The 18153-nt window shown below is 65.9% G+C and carries 13 protein-coding genes; all 13 read left to right on the top strand.

Annotated elements, in window-relative coordinates; translation table 11 throughout:
• The first annotated feature begins 135 nt into the window (after positions 1 to 135).
• The 13 genes from glf (at position 136) to fadD32 (ending at position 18053) form a co-directional block, all read left to right on the top strand.
• The gene (gene glf, locus LKD76_RS00290; protein ID WP_227978895.1) at positions 136 to 1338 is read left to right on the top strand and encodes a UDP-galactopyranose mutase; all 1203 of its coding nucleotides are present in this window, start codon (positions 136 to 138) and stop codon (positions 1336 to 1338) included.
• A 42-nt stretch (positions 1339 to 1380) separates the two neighbouring features.
• Positions 1381 to 3312: a glycosyltransferase gene (locus tag LKD76_RS00285; RefSeq protein WP_227978894.1), complete on the top strand. Its 1932-nt coding sequence runs from the start codon at positions 1381 to 1383 to the stop codon at positions 3310 to 3312.
• Entirely contained in the window at positions 3309 to 3911 is a 603-nt protein-coding gene (locus LKD76_RS00280; protein WP_227978893.1) for a phosphatase PAP2 family protein, read from the top strand. Before LKD76_RS00285 ends, LKD76_RS00280 begins: the two co-directional genes overlap by 4 nt.
• A 1-nt stretch (position 3912) precedes the next feature.
• Positions 3913 to 4860: a decaprenyl-phosphate phosphoribosyltransferase gene (locus LKD76_RS00275; RefSeq protein WP_227978892.1), complete on the top strand. Its 948-nt coding sequence runs from the start codon at positions 3913 to 3915 to the stop codon at positions 4858 to 4860.
• 4 nt (positions 4861 to 4864) lie between these two features.
• Complete coding sequence (locus tag LKD76_RS00270) at positions 4865 to 6826, top strand: arabinofuranosyltransferase AftB family protein (protein ID WP_255660677.1); 1962 nt, start codon at positions 4865 to 4867, stop codon at positions 6824 to 6826.
• A gap of 182 nt (positions 6827 to 7008) precedes the next feature.
• The gene (locus tag LKD76_RS00265; protein WP_255659529.1) at positions 7009 to 8115 is read left to right on the top strand and encodes an alpha/beta hydrolase; all 1107 of its coding nucleotides are present in this window, start codon (positions 7009 to 7011) and stop codon (positions 8113 to 8115) included.
• Between the two features lie 369 nt (positions 8116 to 8484).
• The gene (locus LKD76_RS00260; protein WP_372465673.1) at positions 8485 to 9579 is read left to right on the top strand and encodes an alpha/beta hydrolase; all 1095 of its coding nucleotides are present in this window, start codon (positions 8485 to 8487) and stop codon (positions 9577 to 9579) included.
• A gap of 456 nt (positions 9580 to 10035) precedes the next feature.
• On the top strand, positions 10036 to 10938 hold the full coding sequence (locus tag LKD76_RS00255) for an alpha/beta hydrolase (protein WP_227978889.1): 903 nt from the start codon (positions 10036 to 10038) through the stop codon (positions 10936 to 10938).
• Positions 10939 to 11172: 234 nt separating this feature from the next.
• Positions 11173 to 12975, top strand: a complete 1803-nt coding sequence (locus LKD76_RS00250; RefSeq protein ID WP_227985025.1) for an alpha/beta hydrolase-fold protein — start codon at positions 11173 to 11175, stop codon at positions 12973 to 12975.
• 180 nt (positions 12976 to 13155) lie between these two features.
• Entirely contained in the window at positions 13156 to 13692 is a 537-nt protein-coding gene (locus LKD76_RS00245) for a DUF732 domain-containing protein (protein ID WP_227978888.1), read from the top strand.
• Entirely contained in the window at positions 13689 to 14678 is a 990-nt protein-coding gene (locus LKD76_RS00240) for a cutinase family protein (RefSeq protein ID WP_227978887.1), read from the top strand. The genes LKD76_RS00245 and LKD76_RS00240 overlap by 4 nt, the downstream gene beginning before the upstream one ends.
• A gap of 214 nt (positions 14679 to 14892) precedes the next feature.
• Positions 14893 to 15885: an LLM class F420-dependent oxidoreductase gene (locus LKD76_RS00235; RefSeq protein WP_227985024.1), complete on the top strand. Its 993-nt coding sequence runs from the start codon at positions 14893 to 14895 to the stop codon at positions 15883 to 15885.
• Between the two features lie 245 nt (positions 15886 to 16130).
• Positions 16131 to 18053, top strand: coding sequence for a long-chain-fatty-acid--AMP ligase FadD32 (gene fadD32 / locus LKD76_RS00230; protein ID WP_227978886.1), 1923 nt, complete (start codon positions 16131 to 16133; stop codon positions 18051 to 18053).
• Positions 18054 to 18153: the final 100 nt, after the last annotated feature.

The raw sequence follows: 18153 nt of genomic DNA, 5'->3' as shown, positions 1-18153 counted from the left end.
TCGGCGCTCATGTAATAGTCGTGCGATGTCGCATGGGTGAATAACGGGGTTACCGGGGAGGGAAATCGTGGTGGCCGTCGCGCTTCGCCTACGGCCTGAAGACGCGGAGCGACGCTACGGCTACGCTGGGCTCCCGTGACCGTCGCAGCTCCCTTCGATCTGATCGTCGTCGGCTCCGGATTCTTCGGGCTGACCGTGGCCGAACGCACCGCCAACTTGCTGGGTAAGCGGGTGCTCGTGATCGAGCGCCGCTACCACCTGGGGGGTAACGCATATTCGGAGGCGGATCCGGAAACCGGAATCGAAATCCACAAGTATGGCGCCCATCTGTTCCACACCTCGAACAAGCGAGTGTGGGATTACGTCAATCAATTCACCGAATTCACCGGCTACCAGCACCGGGTCTTCGCGCTGCACAAGGGTCAGGCCTACCAGTTCCCGATGGGCCTGGGCCTGATCTCGCAGTTCTTCGGCCGCTATTTCACTCCCGAGGAAGCCCGGGCACTGATCGCCGAGCAGTCCGCGGAGATCGAATCCAAGGACGCGGCCAATTTCGAGGAGAAGGCGATCTCCCTGATCGGCCGCCCGCTCTACGAAGCCTTCATGCGCGACTACACCGCCAAGCAGTGGCAGACCGATCCCAAGGAGCTGCCCGCCGGCAATATCACCCGGCTGCCGGTGCGCTACAACTTCGACAACCGCTATTTCAACGACACCTACGAGGGGCTGCCGCGCAACGGCTACACCGCGTGGCTGGAGAAGATGGCGGAATCGGATCTGATCGAGGTGCGGCTGAACACCGACTGGTTCGAGGTGCGTGACGAGATCCGTGCCCAGAACCCGGACGCACCCGTCGTCTACACCGGCCCGCTGGATCGCTACTTCGACTACAGCGAAGGCGAACTCGGCTGGCGCACCATCGATTTCGAGACCGAAGTGCTGGAAACCGGTGACTTCCAAGGTACGTCGGTGATGAACTACAACGACGCCGATGTGCCCTACACCCGCATCATCGAGCCGCGTCACTTCCATCCGGAGCGGGACGCCTACCCGGAGGACAAGACCGTCATCATGCGGGAGTTCTCGCGCTCCGCGCAGACCGGTGACGAGCCGTACTATCCGATCAACACGCCCGAGGACCGGGTCAAGCTGCTGGCGTACCGGGAGCGGGCGAAGAACGAAACCGCCTCGGCCAAGGTCGTTTTCGGCGGTCGCCTGGGTACCTACCAGTACCTCGATATGCATATGGCGATCGGCAGCGCGCTGAGCACTTTCGACAATGTGCTGCGACCGCATCTGGAATCCGGAGCTCCGCTCGCCGACGCCGATTCCCAGTGATCTCATGCGCCCCCAGCCCGTACTGCGGATGCAGGAAGTGAAATGACCGCTCAACTGACCGTCGAGGACATGACCACCGAGACTCGCGCGAAATCCCTACTGCAGCGCATCATCCTGCCCCGTCCGGGTGAGCCGTTGGATGTGCGCACGCTGTATCTGGAGGAGTCGGAGACCAACGCGCGGCGCGCACATCCGCCGACGCGAACCTCGCTGTCGATCGGCGCCGAATCCGAGGTGTCGTTCTGCACCTACTTCAACGCGGTGCCGGCCAGCTACTGGCGGCGCTGGACAATTCTGACCTCGGTGGTCCTGCGCCTCGAGCTGTCCGGGCACGGCCGCGTCGACGTCTATCGGTCGAAGGCCGACGGTTCTCGAATTCACGTGCGGGGCAACGAATTCGCCACCACCGCACCCGCCGACGTCACCACCGTCGAGTTCGAGGTGGAGCTCGCGCCGTTCGAGGACGGCGGCTGGATCTGGTTCGACATCACCACCGATACCGCGGTCGAACTGCGCAGCGGCGGTTGGTACGCGCCGATCGAGGCGCCCGGTGAGGGCAGCATCGCGGTCGGTATGCCCACCTTCAACCGGCCCACCGACTGTGTGAACACCCTCGCGGCCCTCGGCTCCGACCCGCTGGTGCTGGAGAAGCTCGAGGCCGTGATCATTCCCGATCAGGGCAACCGCAAGGCCGTCGACGAGCCCGGATTCGCCGAAGCGGCAGCGGTTCTCGGTGATCGGCTGACCATCCACAACCAGCCGAATCTCGGTGGTTCCGGCGGTTACAGCCGCGTCATGTACGAGGCGCTGAAAACCACCGATGCGGAATACATCGTCTATATGGACGACGATATCGAGATCGAGCCGGACTGCATTCTGCGCGCACTCGCCTTCGCCCGCTTCTCCCGCACCCCCACACTGGTCGGCGGGCAGATGCTGAATCTGCAGGAACGGTCGCATCTGCACACGATGGGCGAGGTCGTCGATCGCGGCATCTGGATGTGGACCGCGGCGCCGAACGTCGAATACGACCACGACTTCTCCAAGTATCCGCTGCGCGACCGCGACAATTCGAAACTGCTGCACCGCCGTATCGATGTCGATTTCAACGGCTGGTGGACCTGTGTCATCCCCCGTGTGGTGGCCGAGGAGATCGGCCAGCCGCTGCCGCTGTTCCTGAAATGGGACGACGTCGAATACGGACTGCGCGCTCGCGCCGCGGGATATCCGACCGTCACCCTGCCGGGTGCCGCGGTCTGGCATATGGCGTGGAGCGACAAGGACGACGCCATCGACTGGCAGGCCTACTTCCACCTGCGTAATCGCCTGGTGGTCGCGGCTCTGCACCTCGGTAACGACGGCCGCCCGATGATCGTCAACACCGTCAAGGCGACGCTGAAACATCTACTGTGCCTCGAGTATTCGACGGTAGCGATTCAGAATCAGGCCATTCGCGATTTCCTCGCCGGTCCGGACAAACTGTTCGAACTGCTGCCGACGGCGCTCGGTCAGGTCGCGGCGATGCGCAAGGAATATCCCGATGCGGTGATCGTCGGATCCTCCACCGAACTGCCGCTGCCCAGCGGCGCCGATGTGGGTGCGGTCGGTGAGCCGTCGAACCCGCTGGCCAAGATCGTCCGGCTCGGCAAGGGCGTGCTGCACAATCTGCGCGGAGCCAAGTCCGAGCACCACGATCGGCCGCAGTTGAACGTTCCCACCCTTGACGCGCGTTGGTTCCTGCTCTCGCAGGTCGACGGAGTTACCGTGACGACAGCCGACGGGCGTGGTGTGGTGTACCGCAAGCGTGATCCGCGCCAAGCCCGGGAGCTGTTCGCCGAGGCGATGCGCCTGCGTCGGGAGTTGGCCGCCCGGTTCCCGGAACTCCGGGAGCGGTACCGTGCCGCACATTCCCGGTTGACCAGTACCGCGGCCTGGGAGAACGCCTTCGGAATCAACGCGAGTGAGGACAAATGAGCGCCCCTGCAGGCTCCGGCCAGGCCGACGACGCCCCGCATCTGCGGGTCGTATCCGGCGGCGCCTCGTCCGCACCCGCGGAGGTCAAGATCCTCAACGCGGTGCAGTCGACGATCGGCACGCCGGAGGTGATCAAGGCCGCGCGCGGTATGTCGCATTTCGGTGAGCACGCGCTCGGCTGGATGGCCATCGGCGCCGCCGGTGCGCTGATCGACAAACCCCGCCGGCGGCAGTGGGCAGGGGTCGCGGTCGGTGCCTTCGGTGCCCACGCGGCCTCGGTCGTGATCAAGCGCATCGTCCGGCGGCCGCGCCCGAATGATCCATCGGTGCAGGTCAACGTGTCGACGCCGAGCAAACTCAGCTTCCCGTCCTCGCACGCGACCTCCACCACGGCAGCGGCCGTGTTGCTCGGAAAGCTGACCGGGCTACCCTTGCCTGCGGTGCTCGTGCCGCCGATGCTGCTCTCCCGGGTCGTTCTGGGAGTGCACTATCCCTCCGACGTACTCGCCGGGTCCGCTCTGGGTGCGGCATCCGCCGCAGCCGTGCTAGCCGCCGAAAAGAGATTCACCAGTGACCGCACAGGAAAGAACCCTCGCTGATATGAGTGAAGAGCCGACCGGCACCGACCTCGACGACGCCGTTCTGAAGGGTCCGCCGAAGACGCTGGCCGGCGGAATCGTCAAAGCGGTCCGGCCGCGGCAGTGGGTGAAGAACGTCCTCGTGCTGGCGGCCCCCCTGGCCGCGGGCAAGGACGTCGTCTCCGGCGAGTACGTACTCGCGGATATGACCGTCCTGGTTCATATCGCGATCGCGTTCATCGTCTTCTGCATGGCGGCCTCGGGGATCTACCTGGTCAACGACGCGCTCGATGTCGAGGCCGACCGGGCCCACCCCACCAAGCGGTTCCGGCCCATCGCGGCCGGTGTGGTGCCGGTGAATCTGGCGTACTCGCTGTCGGCGGTGCTGCTGGTCGCCTCGATCTCCGTCTCGTTCCTGGCGTCGTGGCATCTGGCCGTGGTGATGGCGGTCTACATCGGCATCCAGCTGGCCTACTGCTTCGGGCTGAAACATCAAGCGGTGCTCGACATCTGCATCGTGTCCTCGGGCTTCCTGCTGCGCGCCGTCGCCGGTGGCGCGGCCGCCGACATCAAGCTCTCGCAGTGGTTCCTGCTGATCATGGCGTTCGGCTCGCTGTTCATGGCGGCGGGTAAGCGCTACGCGGAGTTGAAGATCGCGCTCGACACCGGCGCGAAGATCCGCAAGTCGCTGCAGTACTACACACCCACCTACCTGCGTTTCATCTGGACGTTGTCGGCCACCGCGGTGGTGGTCTTCTACGGCCTGTGGGCCTTCGAAACCGATCACAAGCACACCCAGTGGTTCGCGATCTCGATGATCCCGTTTACCATCGCAGTCCTGCGCTACGCGGTCGACGTCGATGGCGGCGAGGCCGGGGAACCCGAAGAGATCGCGCTGGGGGATCGCATTTTGCAGCTCCTGGCCATCGCCTGGATCGGAGCGGTAGGTGTCGCTGTCTATCTCACCTGACGAGATGCTGGTAGCGGGAGACGAACACGGAGAAGGGGAACACGCGGACTCGTCCGCTCGCGCACTATCGCGCGACGGCGATGCCGCGCGGCGCTTCTCGGTGTTATCCCGCACGGTGTTCGTCGGTGGGGTGATCGTCACCCTCGCGTTGTTCGGTATCGGCGCCTGGCAGCGGCGCTGGATCGCCGACGACGGCCTGATCGTCCTGCGCACCGTGCGCAATCTGATGGCCGGCAACGGGCCGGTCTTCAACGCGGGCGAGCGGGTGGAAACCAACACCAGTGCCGCCTGGACCTATGTGATCTGGTTCTTCGGCTGGATCTCCGACGCCCGGCTCGAGTACGTCAGTCTGGCCGTCGCGCTGACCCTTTCACTGCTGGCCATCGTCTTCGCGATGGTGGGTTCGGCGCGGTTGTGGCGGCCGTTCACCGGCGCCGCCCCGACCCTGCTGCTGCCCGCCGGCGCGCTGGTCTACGTCGCGGTGCCGCCGGCCCGCGACTACGCCACCTCCGGGTTGGAGAACTGCCTGGTCATCTTCTGGCTCGGGGTGCTGTGGTGGCTGCTGCTGCGCTGGAGCCAGGACGAGAATCCGCGGCTGGCACACCTTCTCGTGGCGGGCTTCTGGGCCGGCCTGTGCTGGGTGGTCCGCCCGGAGATGACCGTTATCGGCGGTCTGGCGCTGGTCGCGCTGTTCTTCTCCCGGATGCCGCGGACCCGGTTGCGCCCCTTGTTCACCCGGGCGCTGCTGGTCGCGGTCAGTGGTCTGGTGCCGGTCGGGTACCAGATCTGGCGCATGGGCTACTACGGCCTGCCCTATCCGAATACCGCGGTCGCCAAGGAGGCCGGCGGTGCGAAATGGGAACAGGGCCTGAAGTATCTGTGGGATCTGATCGGGCCGTACTACCTCTGGGTGCCCCTGCTGATCCTCGTCGTGGTCGCCGCGTTGCTGCTGCGCGCCCGGCACGCGCGGACGGTCACGGCCGCCGACGGTGGCCGGCTGGTCCGTACGCAGCGGTGGCTGCGGTCTCCGGCCGCGGTCGTGACCCTGATGGTCGGTGGCGGGCTGTTGCTGGTGGTCTTCAACATGCGGGTCGGCGGCGACTTCATGCACGGCCGGATGCTGCTGCCACAGCTGTTCTGCCTGCTGTTGCCGGTATCGGTGCTGCCGGTGCGACTGCCGGTCTCCAGCGGTGCGGACTCCCGGTCCGGCTGGCTGCGATGGTCTTTCGCCCTGCCGGTGATCGCCTGGCTGGGCACGATCGGCTGGGCGCTGTTCGCCGCCAACACCACCGCCGATACCTCGGGCGGTCAGATCAGCGCGTCCGGCATCGTCGACGAGCGCATCTACTACGTCCTCAACAGCGGTCACGACCATCCCATCCTCGCCGAGGACTACCTGGACTACCCGCGGATGCGCGCGATGGTGCGCGACATCGCGGCCAACCCCAACGGCGGTCTGTTGATCAACTCGCCGTCGTACATGATGTGGTACGTCGCGCCGCCGCCGCTGCCGATTCCGCCGGGCGGGCACGGGCATACGGTCTACTTCCTCAATCTGGGAATGACCAGCATGAACGTTCCGCTGAGTGTCCGGGTCATCGATCAGGAGGGTCTGGCCTATCCGCTGGCCGCGCATACCGACCGGCTGGCCGACGGCCGCATCGGACACGACAAGAACCTGTACCCGGACTGGGTGATCGTGGATACCGGGATGGTCGATCAGCATCCGTGGATGCCGTGGTTCCTCGACGAGAAGTGGGTGACCCAGGCGCGCACCGCGCTGAGCTGCCCGGCCACTCAGGATCTGCTGGCTTCCTACCGGGCTCCGCTGACCCGGGATCGGTTCAAACACAACCTCATCCAGTCGCTGCACTTCGCGAAGTATCGTATCGACCGGGTGCCCAAGTACGAGATCCAGCGTTGTCACCTGGTGGATCCGACGACACCGCCCCCGATGCCCAACTAGACCCACCCCGGCCACGAATCGGTCGTGTATTAGTCTCGGTTTGATAACGCCGACGTATCGATTTCGCGATACGCTCGGTGACGGACGTCCGTCGGGGGCGCATCCTCGGATGCGCACGGGTGATCATTCGCAGAGAAGAAAAGCGGTCGGACGGCCGCACTACGGAAAGGCCGGACAGGGATATGCGAGGCGTGACTGTGCGATGGGTGCAGCAGAGACGTCGGGGACGGTCGCATCAGCCGTCGACGCCTCGGCGGGCCGGATGGCTCCGGCGGTCCGCGGTGGGCGTGGCCTTGGCGACGTTGCTGCCGTTCGGGGTGTCGGTGGCAGAGGCCGGACATGCGGCTGCCGCGTTCAACCCCTCCGGTATCGACTTCTGGGTCGACTCGTCCATGGGGCCGATCAAATCCCGCATCTTCCGTGCCGCGGACGGCAACACCAGTCGGGTGGTGTACGCCCTCGACGGTATGCGCGCCCGTGGTGATCTCAACGGCTGGGAGAACGACACCAACATCATCCCGGCGCTGACCGGTGCCAACATCAATGTGGTCATGCCGGTCGGCGGACCGTCGAGCTTCTACGCCGACTGGAACGCGCCGAGCAACTTCTTCGGCATCGACACGGCGTCGGCCGGTTCCGCGGGCTCGTCGACGGGGTCGGCGATGACCGGTTCGTCCAACTACAACGAAACGCTGGGCAAGGCCAACACCTACAAGTGGGAATCCTTCCTGACTCAGGATCTGCCCAACGCGCTCGCCGGCCGGATGGGCTTCAGCTCGCACCGCAACGGTGTGTTCGGCTTGTCCATGGGCGGTAGCGCCGCGCTGACCCTGGCCGCGTACCACCCGGATCAGTTCAGCTACGCCGGTTCGTTCTCGGGCTACCTGAACATCTCCGCACCGGGTATGCGCGAGGCCATGCGTGTGGCCATGCTCAGTGCCGGCGGCTACAACATCGACGCGATGGCGCCCCCGTGGGGCCCGCAGTGGCTGCGCATGGACCCGTTCGTCTTCGCGCCGCGGTTGAAGGCCAACAACACCCGGTTGTGGGTCGCGGCCGGTAGCGGTCTGCCCGCCCCGGCGGACGCCGTCGCGCCGCTCGACATCATCCAGGGCTCGCCGCTGGAGGCGTTGGCGCTCGCCAACACCCGTGCCTTCCAGGTCCGGATGATGACCCTGGGCGCCGGCAATGTCACCTACGACTTCCCGAACGTGGGTGTGCACAACTGGCACAACTGGGAGGCCGAGGTCTATCGGATGATCCCGGATCTGTCGGCCAATATCGGCTGATACCAGCACGACACATGGCCCCGCGGCGGACTTCCGTCGCGGGGCCACGTCGTTTCCGGATGTTCTGTGGATTCGCGCTGCCGTATCCGGACGCCGCCGACGCTGGGGATTTGCTGTAAACCGGTCTTGGCGTTGCGATCAGGTATATTCCATTCGGAACTGTGCCGCAGATCACCATTCGGAGTATTTCGCGTTCGGATCTTCTTGCGGCAACCCTGGATCGCCGATACTCGTTTCGTATCGAAGAACCTGCAGTACAGCGGCGAGTGCCCGGCGCCGATGCGCTTTGTCTGAGTTGTCCGGAATGAGTGACGGTCGCATGGCGTGGGATCGGATGCGGCAGCCGCCTCAGGTGAAAGGTCGAGTTCGATGCGATTTGCGCGCAGGAAGCCGTTGGTCGGAAGTGGGTCCGTCGGTAAGTCCGGTTCCTGGGCCAGGCGCTCGGCGCTGGGGATGGCATTGGCGCTTCTGCTGCCGCTCGGAGTTTCCGTTCTCGGTCACGGCGCGAACGCGTCCGCCGCCTTCGATCCGTCCGGATCCGACTTCTGGGTGACCTCACCGGTGATGGGGCCGATCAAGTCCCGAATCTTTCGCGCCAAGGACGGCAACACCAATCGAGTCGTCTATGCCCTCGACGGCCTGCGTGCACCGGAGACCTTGAACGGCTGGGAGATCGAGACGAATGTCGCTCAGGTTCTCACCGACTGGAATATCAATGTGGTGATGCCCGTGGGCGGGCAGTCCAGTTTCTACGCCGACTGGAATGCGCCGAGCTCGTTCTTCGGTGCCGGGCCGACCGATTTCGGCTCCGCCGGAACCGGCTCCGGCGCCACGGAGGCATTCCTGGGCGGGCCGGGCAAGAGCTATCGGTACGAATGGGAGACCTTCCTGACCTCGCAGCTGCGCGGTGCGCTGCGTGACCGGCTGGGCTTTCGGGCCGACCGCAACGGCGTCTTCGGATTGTCGATGGGCGGCAGTGCCGCATTGACCCTGGCCGCGTATCACCCCGAACAGTTCAGTTTCGCGGGATCGTTCTCCGGTTACCTGAACATCTCCGCACCCGGCATGCGCGAAGCGATTCGCGGGGCGATGATAGATGCCGGTGGTTACAACGTCGATTCGATGGCCCCGCCGTGGGGCCCGCAATGGCTGCGCATGGATCCGTTCGTCTTCGCGCCCCAGCTGATCGGGAACAACACGCGGCTCTGGATCGCCGCTGGTAGTGGTATCCCGTCACAGCAGGATCTGGGATTGCCCTTGCCCGCGGCCGCTGATCACATCGTCCGCGGCGCTCCGCTCGAGGCCCTGGCATTGGCCAATACCCGGGCATTCCAGGTGCGGATGATGTCGCTCGGCGCCCAGAACGTCGTGTATTCATTCCCGAATGTCGGTGTGCACGACTGGTTCAACTGGCAGGACGAGGCCTACCGCATGATCCCGGACCTTTCGGCCAATATCGGCTGAACCGAGGCGAAATTCACCGGCGCAGTGGTTGATTCGTCATTTCACGCTGAGATTTCGCGGTCGACGCGATAGGGTCACTGCACGATTACGAATGGCGCACGGGCGGATTTCAGCCACCCGGCGGGGTCCGTGTTGCTAACGATTGGGCGGTCGAATATCGTCCAGCGAGCGCACGTGCGACGTTCGTAGCCGCGGCGTCGCTCATATCGAATGGTCGGGTTCGATTCGAGTACTGATCCTGCCGTCGCTGACGGAAGTGGTCGGGGCGCGGCGACAACAGGAGACAGCAGAAAGAGAGCAGTATCCATGCGTTTCGGCAGGTCGGCCGCGCCGGTTTCGCATTCGGCGCTCGCGTCGGTGCCATCCCCGCAGCGGCGGCAAGGTGCTCAGCGTGGTTGGCGTACACGACTTCTCGCTGCGGGTGCCGCGCTGGCGCTACCGATCGCGGCGGGCGCAATGTCCCCGGCCGCTATCGCCGCGCCGATTCACGCACCCGTACATCAGACGCCCGCGGGCGGATACGACGAGCTGATGGTTCCGTCGAGTATGGGTCCGATCAAGGTTCAGGTGCAGTGGGCGCGCAACGGTGGTAACGGCGCGCTGCTGCTGCTGGACGGTCTGCGGGCCCGCGACGACCGCAACGCCTGGTCCTTCGAGACCAACGCGCAGCAGATGTTCGGCAACGACAACGTCACCCTGGTGATGCCGGTGGGTGGCCAGTCCAGCTGGTACGCCGACTGGCAGGGCCCGAGCAACACCAACGGCCAGAAGTTCACCTACAAGTGGGAAACCTTCCTCACCAAGGAACTTCCGGATTTCCTCAGCAACTACGGTGTTTCGCGGACCAACTACGCGGTCGCCGGTCTGTCGATGAGTGGTCCGGCGGCACTGCGCCTGGCGGGATTCCACCGGGATCAGTTCAAGTACGCGGCCTCGTTCTCGGGCCCGCTGAACTGGAACGCCCCCGGTATGCGCGAGGCGATTCGCGTGATGATGCTCGACGCCGGCCGCTTCAACGTCGACTCGATGGCCGCGCCGTGGAGCCCGCAGTGGCTGCGTTCGGACCCGATGGTGTTCGCGCCGCAGCTGCGGGGTCTGCCGATGTTCATCTCGGCCGCCAGCGCTCTGCCGGGGCCCTACGATCACCCGAATTCCCCGGTGGGCCTGTTCAATACCGGTAACGCCATGGGAATCGAGCTGATCGCGATGGTCAGCACGCACTCGTTCAAGTCTCGGCTGGACTCCCTGGGTATCCCCGCGACCTACGACTTCCCGCCCACCGGTACCCACTCCTGGCGCTACTGGCAGGACGAGCTGGGTAACGCCCGGGCCGGCATTCTGGCCGCGCTCAACGCCTGATCACAGGCCGTAAACGACAGCTGATTCGGCGCCGCGCAGATCTGATCTGCGCGGCGCCGAATCGTTGCGGGACGGCCCAAGTCCCGTTGTGGGCTGCCATTTCTCAGGTTTGCTGTCAGCGCGTCCTACCGGCTCGAGCGGCTCGGGCGCGGTACAAACACTCCTGTGGCAGGTGTGGCATCCGACAGACGGGGGACACTCGGTCGCGGCCGGCGGGGCCGGCGACGACTGGCGATGCTGGCCGCGGCAGCGGTCGTGCCGATGCTCTCGGGAGTCGCGCTGGCGCCACTTCCGGCCCTCGCCCAACCAGCCGCCGTCCCCGCGCCCGCCGGCGCGACCATCCAGAAGGTGGTCTGGCTGACCGACCGCCGAGTGTCGCTGTGGGTGAACTCTCCCTCGATGGCGACACCGGTGCAGGTGCAACTGCTGCTGGCCCGGGACTGGAATTCCCGGCCGGATGCGCGCTTTCCCTCGTTGCTCATGCTCGACGGATTGCGCGCGCAGGACGATGAGAGCGGATGGACCAAGGATGCCGGCGCCGTCGACTTCTACGCCGACAAGAACGTCACCGTGGTCCTGCCGATCGGCGGTCAGTCGAGTTTCTACTCCGACTGGATGCAACAGGACAACGGCAAGAACTACCAGTGGGAAACCTTCCTGACCAAGGAACTTCCCCCGCTGCTGGAGAACCAGTGGCGTGCCACCGCGGTGCGTGGCGTGGAGGGGCTTTCGATGGGCGGCACAGCGGCGATGTTCCTGGCCGGCCGCAATCCCGACTGGGTGAAGTACGCGGCCTCGTATTCGGGCTTCCTCACCACCACCAGTGTCGGTATGCCGCAAGCGATCATGTTCGCGATGCGGGACGCCGGTGGCTTCGACGCCAACGACATGTGGGGCCCGCCGACCAACTCCCAGTGGTCCGAGCACGACCCGTACGAGCTCGCGCCCAAACTCAAGGGCATCAGCCTCTACGTCTCGGCGGGCAGCGGCAGTACCGGCGCTTACGACAAGGCCTCCGACATCCCGGGAATCAGCACCAACTACGCCGGGATGGGCCTGGAGATGTTGTCCCGATTGACGTCTCAGAACTTCGTCGAGAAGTTGAACAAGCTGACCATCCCGGTGCAGGCGAACTACCGCCCCTCGGGCACCCATTCGTGGCCGTACTGGGATTTCGAGATGCGGCAGTCGTGGCCGCAGGCCGCGGCCGCGCTGGGGGTGGAGGCCGACAAACCACCGTGCTCGGCCGGCGGCGCCATCGCCGCGGCGGCGCAGATCGATACGTGGCTCGGCGACTGTGTCACGCCGGAGTATCCGGTGACCAACGGCAGCGCACAGGATTTCAAGGGCGGCCGGGTGTTCTGGTCGCAGGCCACCGGCGCCCATGCCGTGGCCGGGATGATCGCCGGGACGTATCAGGCCACTCTCGGCCCGGCCGGTCCGCTGGGCCTGCCGGCCGCCGCCGAACAACCGCTCCCGGACGGGCACGGCCGCTTCCAGAACTTCCAGGGCGGCTCGGTCTACTGGACGCCGGAGACCGGCGCCCAGGTGGTGCGGGGCGCGATCCTCGACGCATGGGGCCGCGAGGGCTTCGAGCGGGGTCCCGCCGGCTATCCGAGTGGGCCGGAGGCCAAGACGCCGAACAAGGACGGTGTCGTGCAGGCCTTCCAGGGCGGTCCGATGTACTTCAGCGACCGAACCGGCGCGCACCGGGTCCAGGGGCTGGTCCTCGGCAAGTACGCGGAGATGGGGTACGAGAACAGCTGGCTGGGGTTCCCGGCGGGCGACGAGCAGCCGGTCAAGGATCTGGGCCGCTACAGCAGGTTCGAGGGCGGCAGTATCTACTGGAGCCCGCTGTCGGGCGCCTGGGCGGTCCGCAACGGCCCCATCATGGACGCCTGGGGTCAGAACGGCTTCGAGAACGGCAGGCTCGGCTATCCGATCAGCGACGAGTTCCCGGTCCCCGGCGGGGTGCAGCAGAACTTCCAGGCGGGATTCATCGTGCTACGCGACGGCAAGCCCCCCGAAGTGCGGTAGTTTCGGCTCTCGCTTCGCCGCGACGGGTTCGGCGGCCCGGTAAGCGTCCGGTGAGGCGTTTGTGAGAGGTTCCATCCGTGGGGCACACCTCTTCATAGGTTGCCGTTAACCTGGAGCGCGACCTGCTAGGCCTTGTGAAGAAGTTCTAGCCCTCAGCGAACTAGATCGAGGACACGATTCATGCTTCGGACCCGCCCGGTCGGAGAACGGTACATCGCCGGTGGCAAGGTTGCCGGCATCGTGGTCGCCTTGGCGGCCTCCGGATTGCTCGCTGCCTGCGGTGGCAACGACTCCACGGCGTCGAGCACGCCGAGTTTGAAGACGTCCACCACGACCGCGGTCGCGCAGAGCAAGGCGCCCAGCGCCGAGCCGTCGGCGGCCGAATCCACCCCTGAGCAGGCCCCCGAGACCAGCGCCGCCGAGCGGCCCGAGCCCGCCCCCACCTCGGCCGACCATCCGCCGCTGTCGGAGAAGGATCAGGCCTATCTGGACGAGCTGAAGAAGCGCGGGGTCACTCCGTCGAGTCCGGATATCGCGCTGACCGCCGCCAACTACATCTGCCAGAGCAAGGCGAACGGCGCCTCGGATGCGGAGGTCAAGACGTTCGTGAACGCGATGGCCGGCACCGATCCGGGATTCGACCCGCAGAAGATGCCGGTTGAGCAGGCGGGTCAGATCTACGTGGACGTCGCGACCGAGACCTACTGCAACAAGTGAGCGCGCGACGACGTTCCGGATACGGCGGCCGGGCTTCCGGCCGCCGGCGGCCGGGCTGTTTGGTTTTCCTGCTGATCGCGGTCCTGGCGGTGATCGTGGCGCTGGTGCTGTGGTTCGTGCTGGCGGGGCGCCTGCACGTGCCCAAGCCCGGGCCGCCGAAGCCGACCAAGCCCAGCAGCCAACCGGCCTCCTGCCCGGATGTGCAGTTACTGGCCATTCCCGGTACCTGGGAGTCGAACAGTAATGACGACCCGCACAATCCGACGGCCAATCCGGCGTCGTTGATGCTGCATGTGACCAATCCGATCCGGCAGCAGTTCCCGGACTCCCGGCTCGATATCTACACCGTCCCCTACGTCGCGCAATTCTCCAATCCGATCGCGCTCCCACCGGACGGTCAGGAGTCCTACAACAACAGCCGCACGGAGGGCACCCAGCGGGCGGTCGCCGAGCTGGCGCGGATGTCCAAGGACTGCCCGCTGACCAACTATGTGATCGCCGGGTTCTCCCAGGGCGCGGTGATCGGTGGCGATATCGCCGCCCAGATCGGTGCCGGGAAGGGACCGATCTCCGCCGATCAGGTGCTCGGCGTCACATTGATCGCCGACGGGCGCCGCGTGCTGGGCGATGGCCAGGCCGACGAGATCGGGAACGCGCCGCCGGGTGTGGGCGCCGAGGTCGCGCTCAAGGGACTGTCGGTTCCGGGAATCACGATGACGGGTGCGCGCACCGGTTTCGGCACGCTGGCCGGCCGCGTCAACACCATCTGCGCGCCCGGGGATCTGATCTGCGATGCCCCGCAGCAGGCCCTGAATCCGCTGAATATGGTGCCGAGTCTGATGACGCTGGTGCATGCCGTGGGCAACCCTGTGCACAGCCTGTACAACACCTTCGTGGTGGACCAGGACGGCACCACCGCCACCCAGTGGACGGTCGGCTGGGCCGAGGGTCTGATCAACGACGCACCGCACCCGCCGCACCCCTGACGGCCGCGCGGTGGTGGTCGCCGGAGGTCTGGGGAAAAAACTAAACCCGAGGGTCACTCAGATTTTGGTGAAGGCTGTAAAGTGCAGCGATGATCGCGCCACATCACCGTCCGGAGCTCGACGTTCCACCGATGGTGGCGCAGCACTTCCGCACAGCCAGGAGCAAAGGTTCATGACAGAAGCCGCCGCCGCCAGCGCGACCAGCGGTGTCGAAATGACAGCGCTGGATGTCCCGGCGCGCGCGTTCCGATTCGCTGCTGCCGGTGAGGGGAATCAGCAGGAGGGCGGGGCGCGCAAATTCGTCAAGCTCGCCCAGCAGGCCGAGGAATACGGCTACGACTCCTTCGCGATCCCGGACCATCTCGGCCCGCAGGTCGGCCCGATCGCCGCGCTCGGCGCGCTGGCCGTGGCCACCGACCGCATCCGCATCGGGACCTCGGTGCTGGCCAACGGCTTCCGGCATCCGGTGGTGCTGGCCAAGGACGCCGCGACCATCGACGTGCTCTCCCGCGGGCGCCTGGAGCTCGGTGTCGGCGCCGGCTGGATCAAGAGCGAATTCGAGGCGGCCGGCCTGCCCTACGAGTCGCCGGGTGTACGACTCGAGAAGCTGGACGAGGCGCTCACGATTCTGGATGTGCTGCTGCGTGGGCAGGAATGCCATTTCGAGGGCAAGCACTATCAGGTGCGGGGCATCAAGGGCACGCCGCGGCCCCGGCAGGGCCCGCGCCCGCCGCTGGTGACCGGAGGCGGTGGCCCCAAGATGCTGCGGCTGGCCGCCAAGCACGCCGACATCATCTCGGTCGTCCCGCGCACGACCAAGACCGGTAAGGGCCTGCTGTCGGGTATCACCCTCGAGAAGACCATCGAGAAGGTGAAACTGATCAAGGAGGCGGCCGGGGACCGGTTCGCCGATATCGAACTCAACTGGACCATCACCGCGGTCGTGATCACCGACGATCGCGAACGCACCGCGGAGATGGCGTTGGCGGCCCTCGACAAGGGGTTACACCCCGATCTCGAGGTCGACGTCCAGCTGTCGGTCGAGGACATCCTGAACTCGCCGTATGTGGCCATAGGCACATTCGAGGAGATCGCCGAGCAGATCCGTAACGTGCGGCGATTGACGTCGATGTCCTATGTCGGAGTGTTTCCGACACAGATGGATGCTTTCGCGCCGGTGATCCCGTTGCTGCGAGAGGAGTCGTAGCAGATTCGCCAAGCGTGTCGGCCGGGAATGTGTTCGAGTTCGCTCCGAAGACCGCTTCGGGGTCCGCTCTGTAACATGTCCCTGGCTCGAGTACATCTAGCCCATAGGTGGTCACCGCGCAGACCGCCGGAAAAAGCTGCAGGCAGGCTCTCGCACCACAGAGCGCCCGCAGGTGAAAGAGAGTCGGGGCCTCACAGGTATCAGCGGCCATGGCGCCGTGCTGCGTGTGCCTCGGAGGAGAAGGAATGACGGACGAGACTTTCGACGACTACCTGGACGAAACCGGGAACATCAGAATTCCCGAGGGCCGTACCCTGGTCGATTACGTCGAGAAGCACACCCGCAACGATGCGAACGATCTTGCGTATCGCTATATCGACTACTCCCGTGAGCGCGATGGGGAGTACCAGGATCTGACCTGGAAGGAATTCGGCGTTCGGCTGCGCGCGGTGGCCGCTCGTCTGCAACAGGTCACCAAGCCCGGCGATCGGGTGGCGATTCTGGCGCCGCAGGGCCTGGACTATGTGATCTCCTTCTTCGCCGCCATCTACGCCGGCACCATCGCGGTACCGCTGTTCGATCCGGACGAGCCGGGCCACACCGATCGCCTGCACGCTGTCCTGGGCGACTGCAAGCCGTCGGCGATTCTGACGGCCGGCTCCTCGGCCGCCGGGGTGCGCCAGTTCTTCCGCCCGCTGCCGGCCGCTCAGCGTCCGCGCATCATCGCCGTCGACGCGGTGCCCGATACCCTGGGCGACGCCTGGGTGCGTCCGGACCTGGCCGTCGACGACATCGCCTACCTGCAGTACACCTCGGGTTCGACCCGGACACCGGCTGGTGTGGAGATCACCCACCGCGCGGTGGGCACCAACTTGCTGCAGATGGTCAACGCCATCAACCTGGACTGGAATTCACGCGGCGTCACCTGGCTGCCGCTATACCACGACATGGGCCTGCTGTGCGTGATCCTGCCGGCGATCGGCGGCAAGTACATCACCATCATGTCGCCGAGCGCGTTCGTACGCCGTCCCGGTCGCTGGATCTCCGAACTGGCCGCGGTCTCCGACGGCGCCGGGACCTTCGCGGCCGCTCCGAACTTCGCGTTCGAGCACGCCGCCGCCCGTGGTCTGCCGAAGAACGGCGAACCGCTCGATCTGTCGAATGTCATCGGCCTGATCAACGGCAGTGAGCCGGTGACCACCTCGTCGATGAAGAAGTTCAACGAGGCCTTCGCGCCCTACGGCCTGCCGAAGACCGCGATCAAGCCCTGCTACGGCATGGCCGAGGCGACCCTGTTCGTCTCCGCGACCCGCGCCGAGGACGAGGCCAAGGTCATCTACGTCGACCGCAACGAGCTCAACGCCGGGCGCGTGGTGAAGGTCGATCAGGGTGCGCAGGATGCGATCGCGCAGGTGAGCTGTGGCTACATCGCGTTGTCGCAGTGGGCCGCGATCGTGGATCCGGAGACGATCGACGATCCCACGGGTGCGCAGGAACTGCCCGAGGGGCGGGTCGGCGAGATCTGGTTGCACGGCAACAACATCGGTATCGGCTACTGGGGTCGCGACGAGGAAACTCGCAAGACCTTCAAGAACCTGCTGACCAACCGGCTGTCGGAGGGTTCGCACGCCGAGGGCACGCCCGACGACGCCATCTGGTTGCGCACCGGTGACTACGGCGTCTACGTCGACGGTGAGCTGTTCATCACCGGCCGCGTCAAGGACCTCGTGATCGTCGACGGGCGCAACCACTACCCGCAGGATCTGGAGTTCTCCGCGCAGGAGGCCAGCAAGATGCTGCGGCCGGGCTTCATCGCCGCGTTCTCGGTGCCGGCCAACCAGCTGCCCGCCGAGGTGTTCACCGCCGACAGCCACTCCGGTCTGAAGTACGACTCCGACGATGCCTCCGAGCAGTTGGTGATCGTCGCCGAGCGGGGTCCGGGCGGGCACAAGGCCGACCCGCTGCCCATCGCCGACGCGGTGCGTGGCGCGCTGTCGCAGCGCCACGGTGTCACCGTGCGCGATGTGCTGCTGGTTCCGGCCGGTTCCATTCCGCGTACGTCGAGCGGCAAGCTGGCCCGGCGTGCCTGCCGCGCCGCCTATCTGGAAGGCACGCTGCGTGGTGGTTACCAGCAGCAGGCCTTCCCCGATGCGCCGGACGAAGAGTAGATCGTGGTCCCGGTGACCTTCCGCCGTGCCGCATACGGGGTTTCTCGTCGCCCCGGTCGGCACGTCGGCCGCTGTGCGGTACCCGAATATCCTGATCGGG

This window comes from Nocardia spumae (assembly GCF_020733635.1).
GTDB classification, from domain to species: Bacteria; Actinomycetota; Actinomycetes; order Mycobacteriales; family Mycobacteriaceae; genus Nocardia; species Nocardia spumae.
This window is presented reverse-complemented; position numbering and strand designations above follow the sequence as displayed.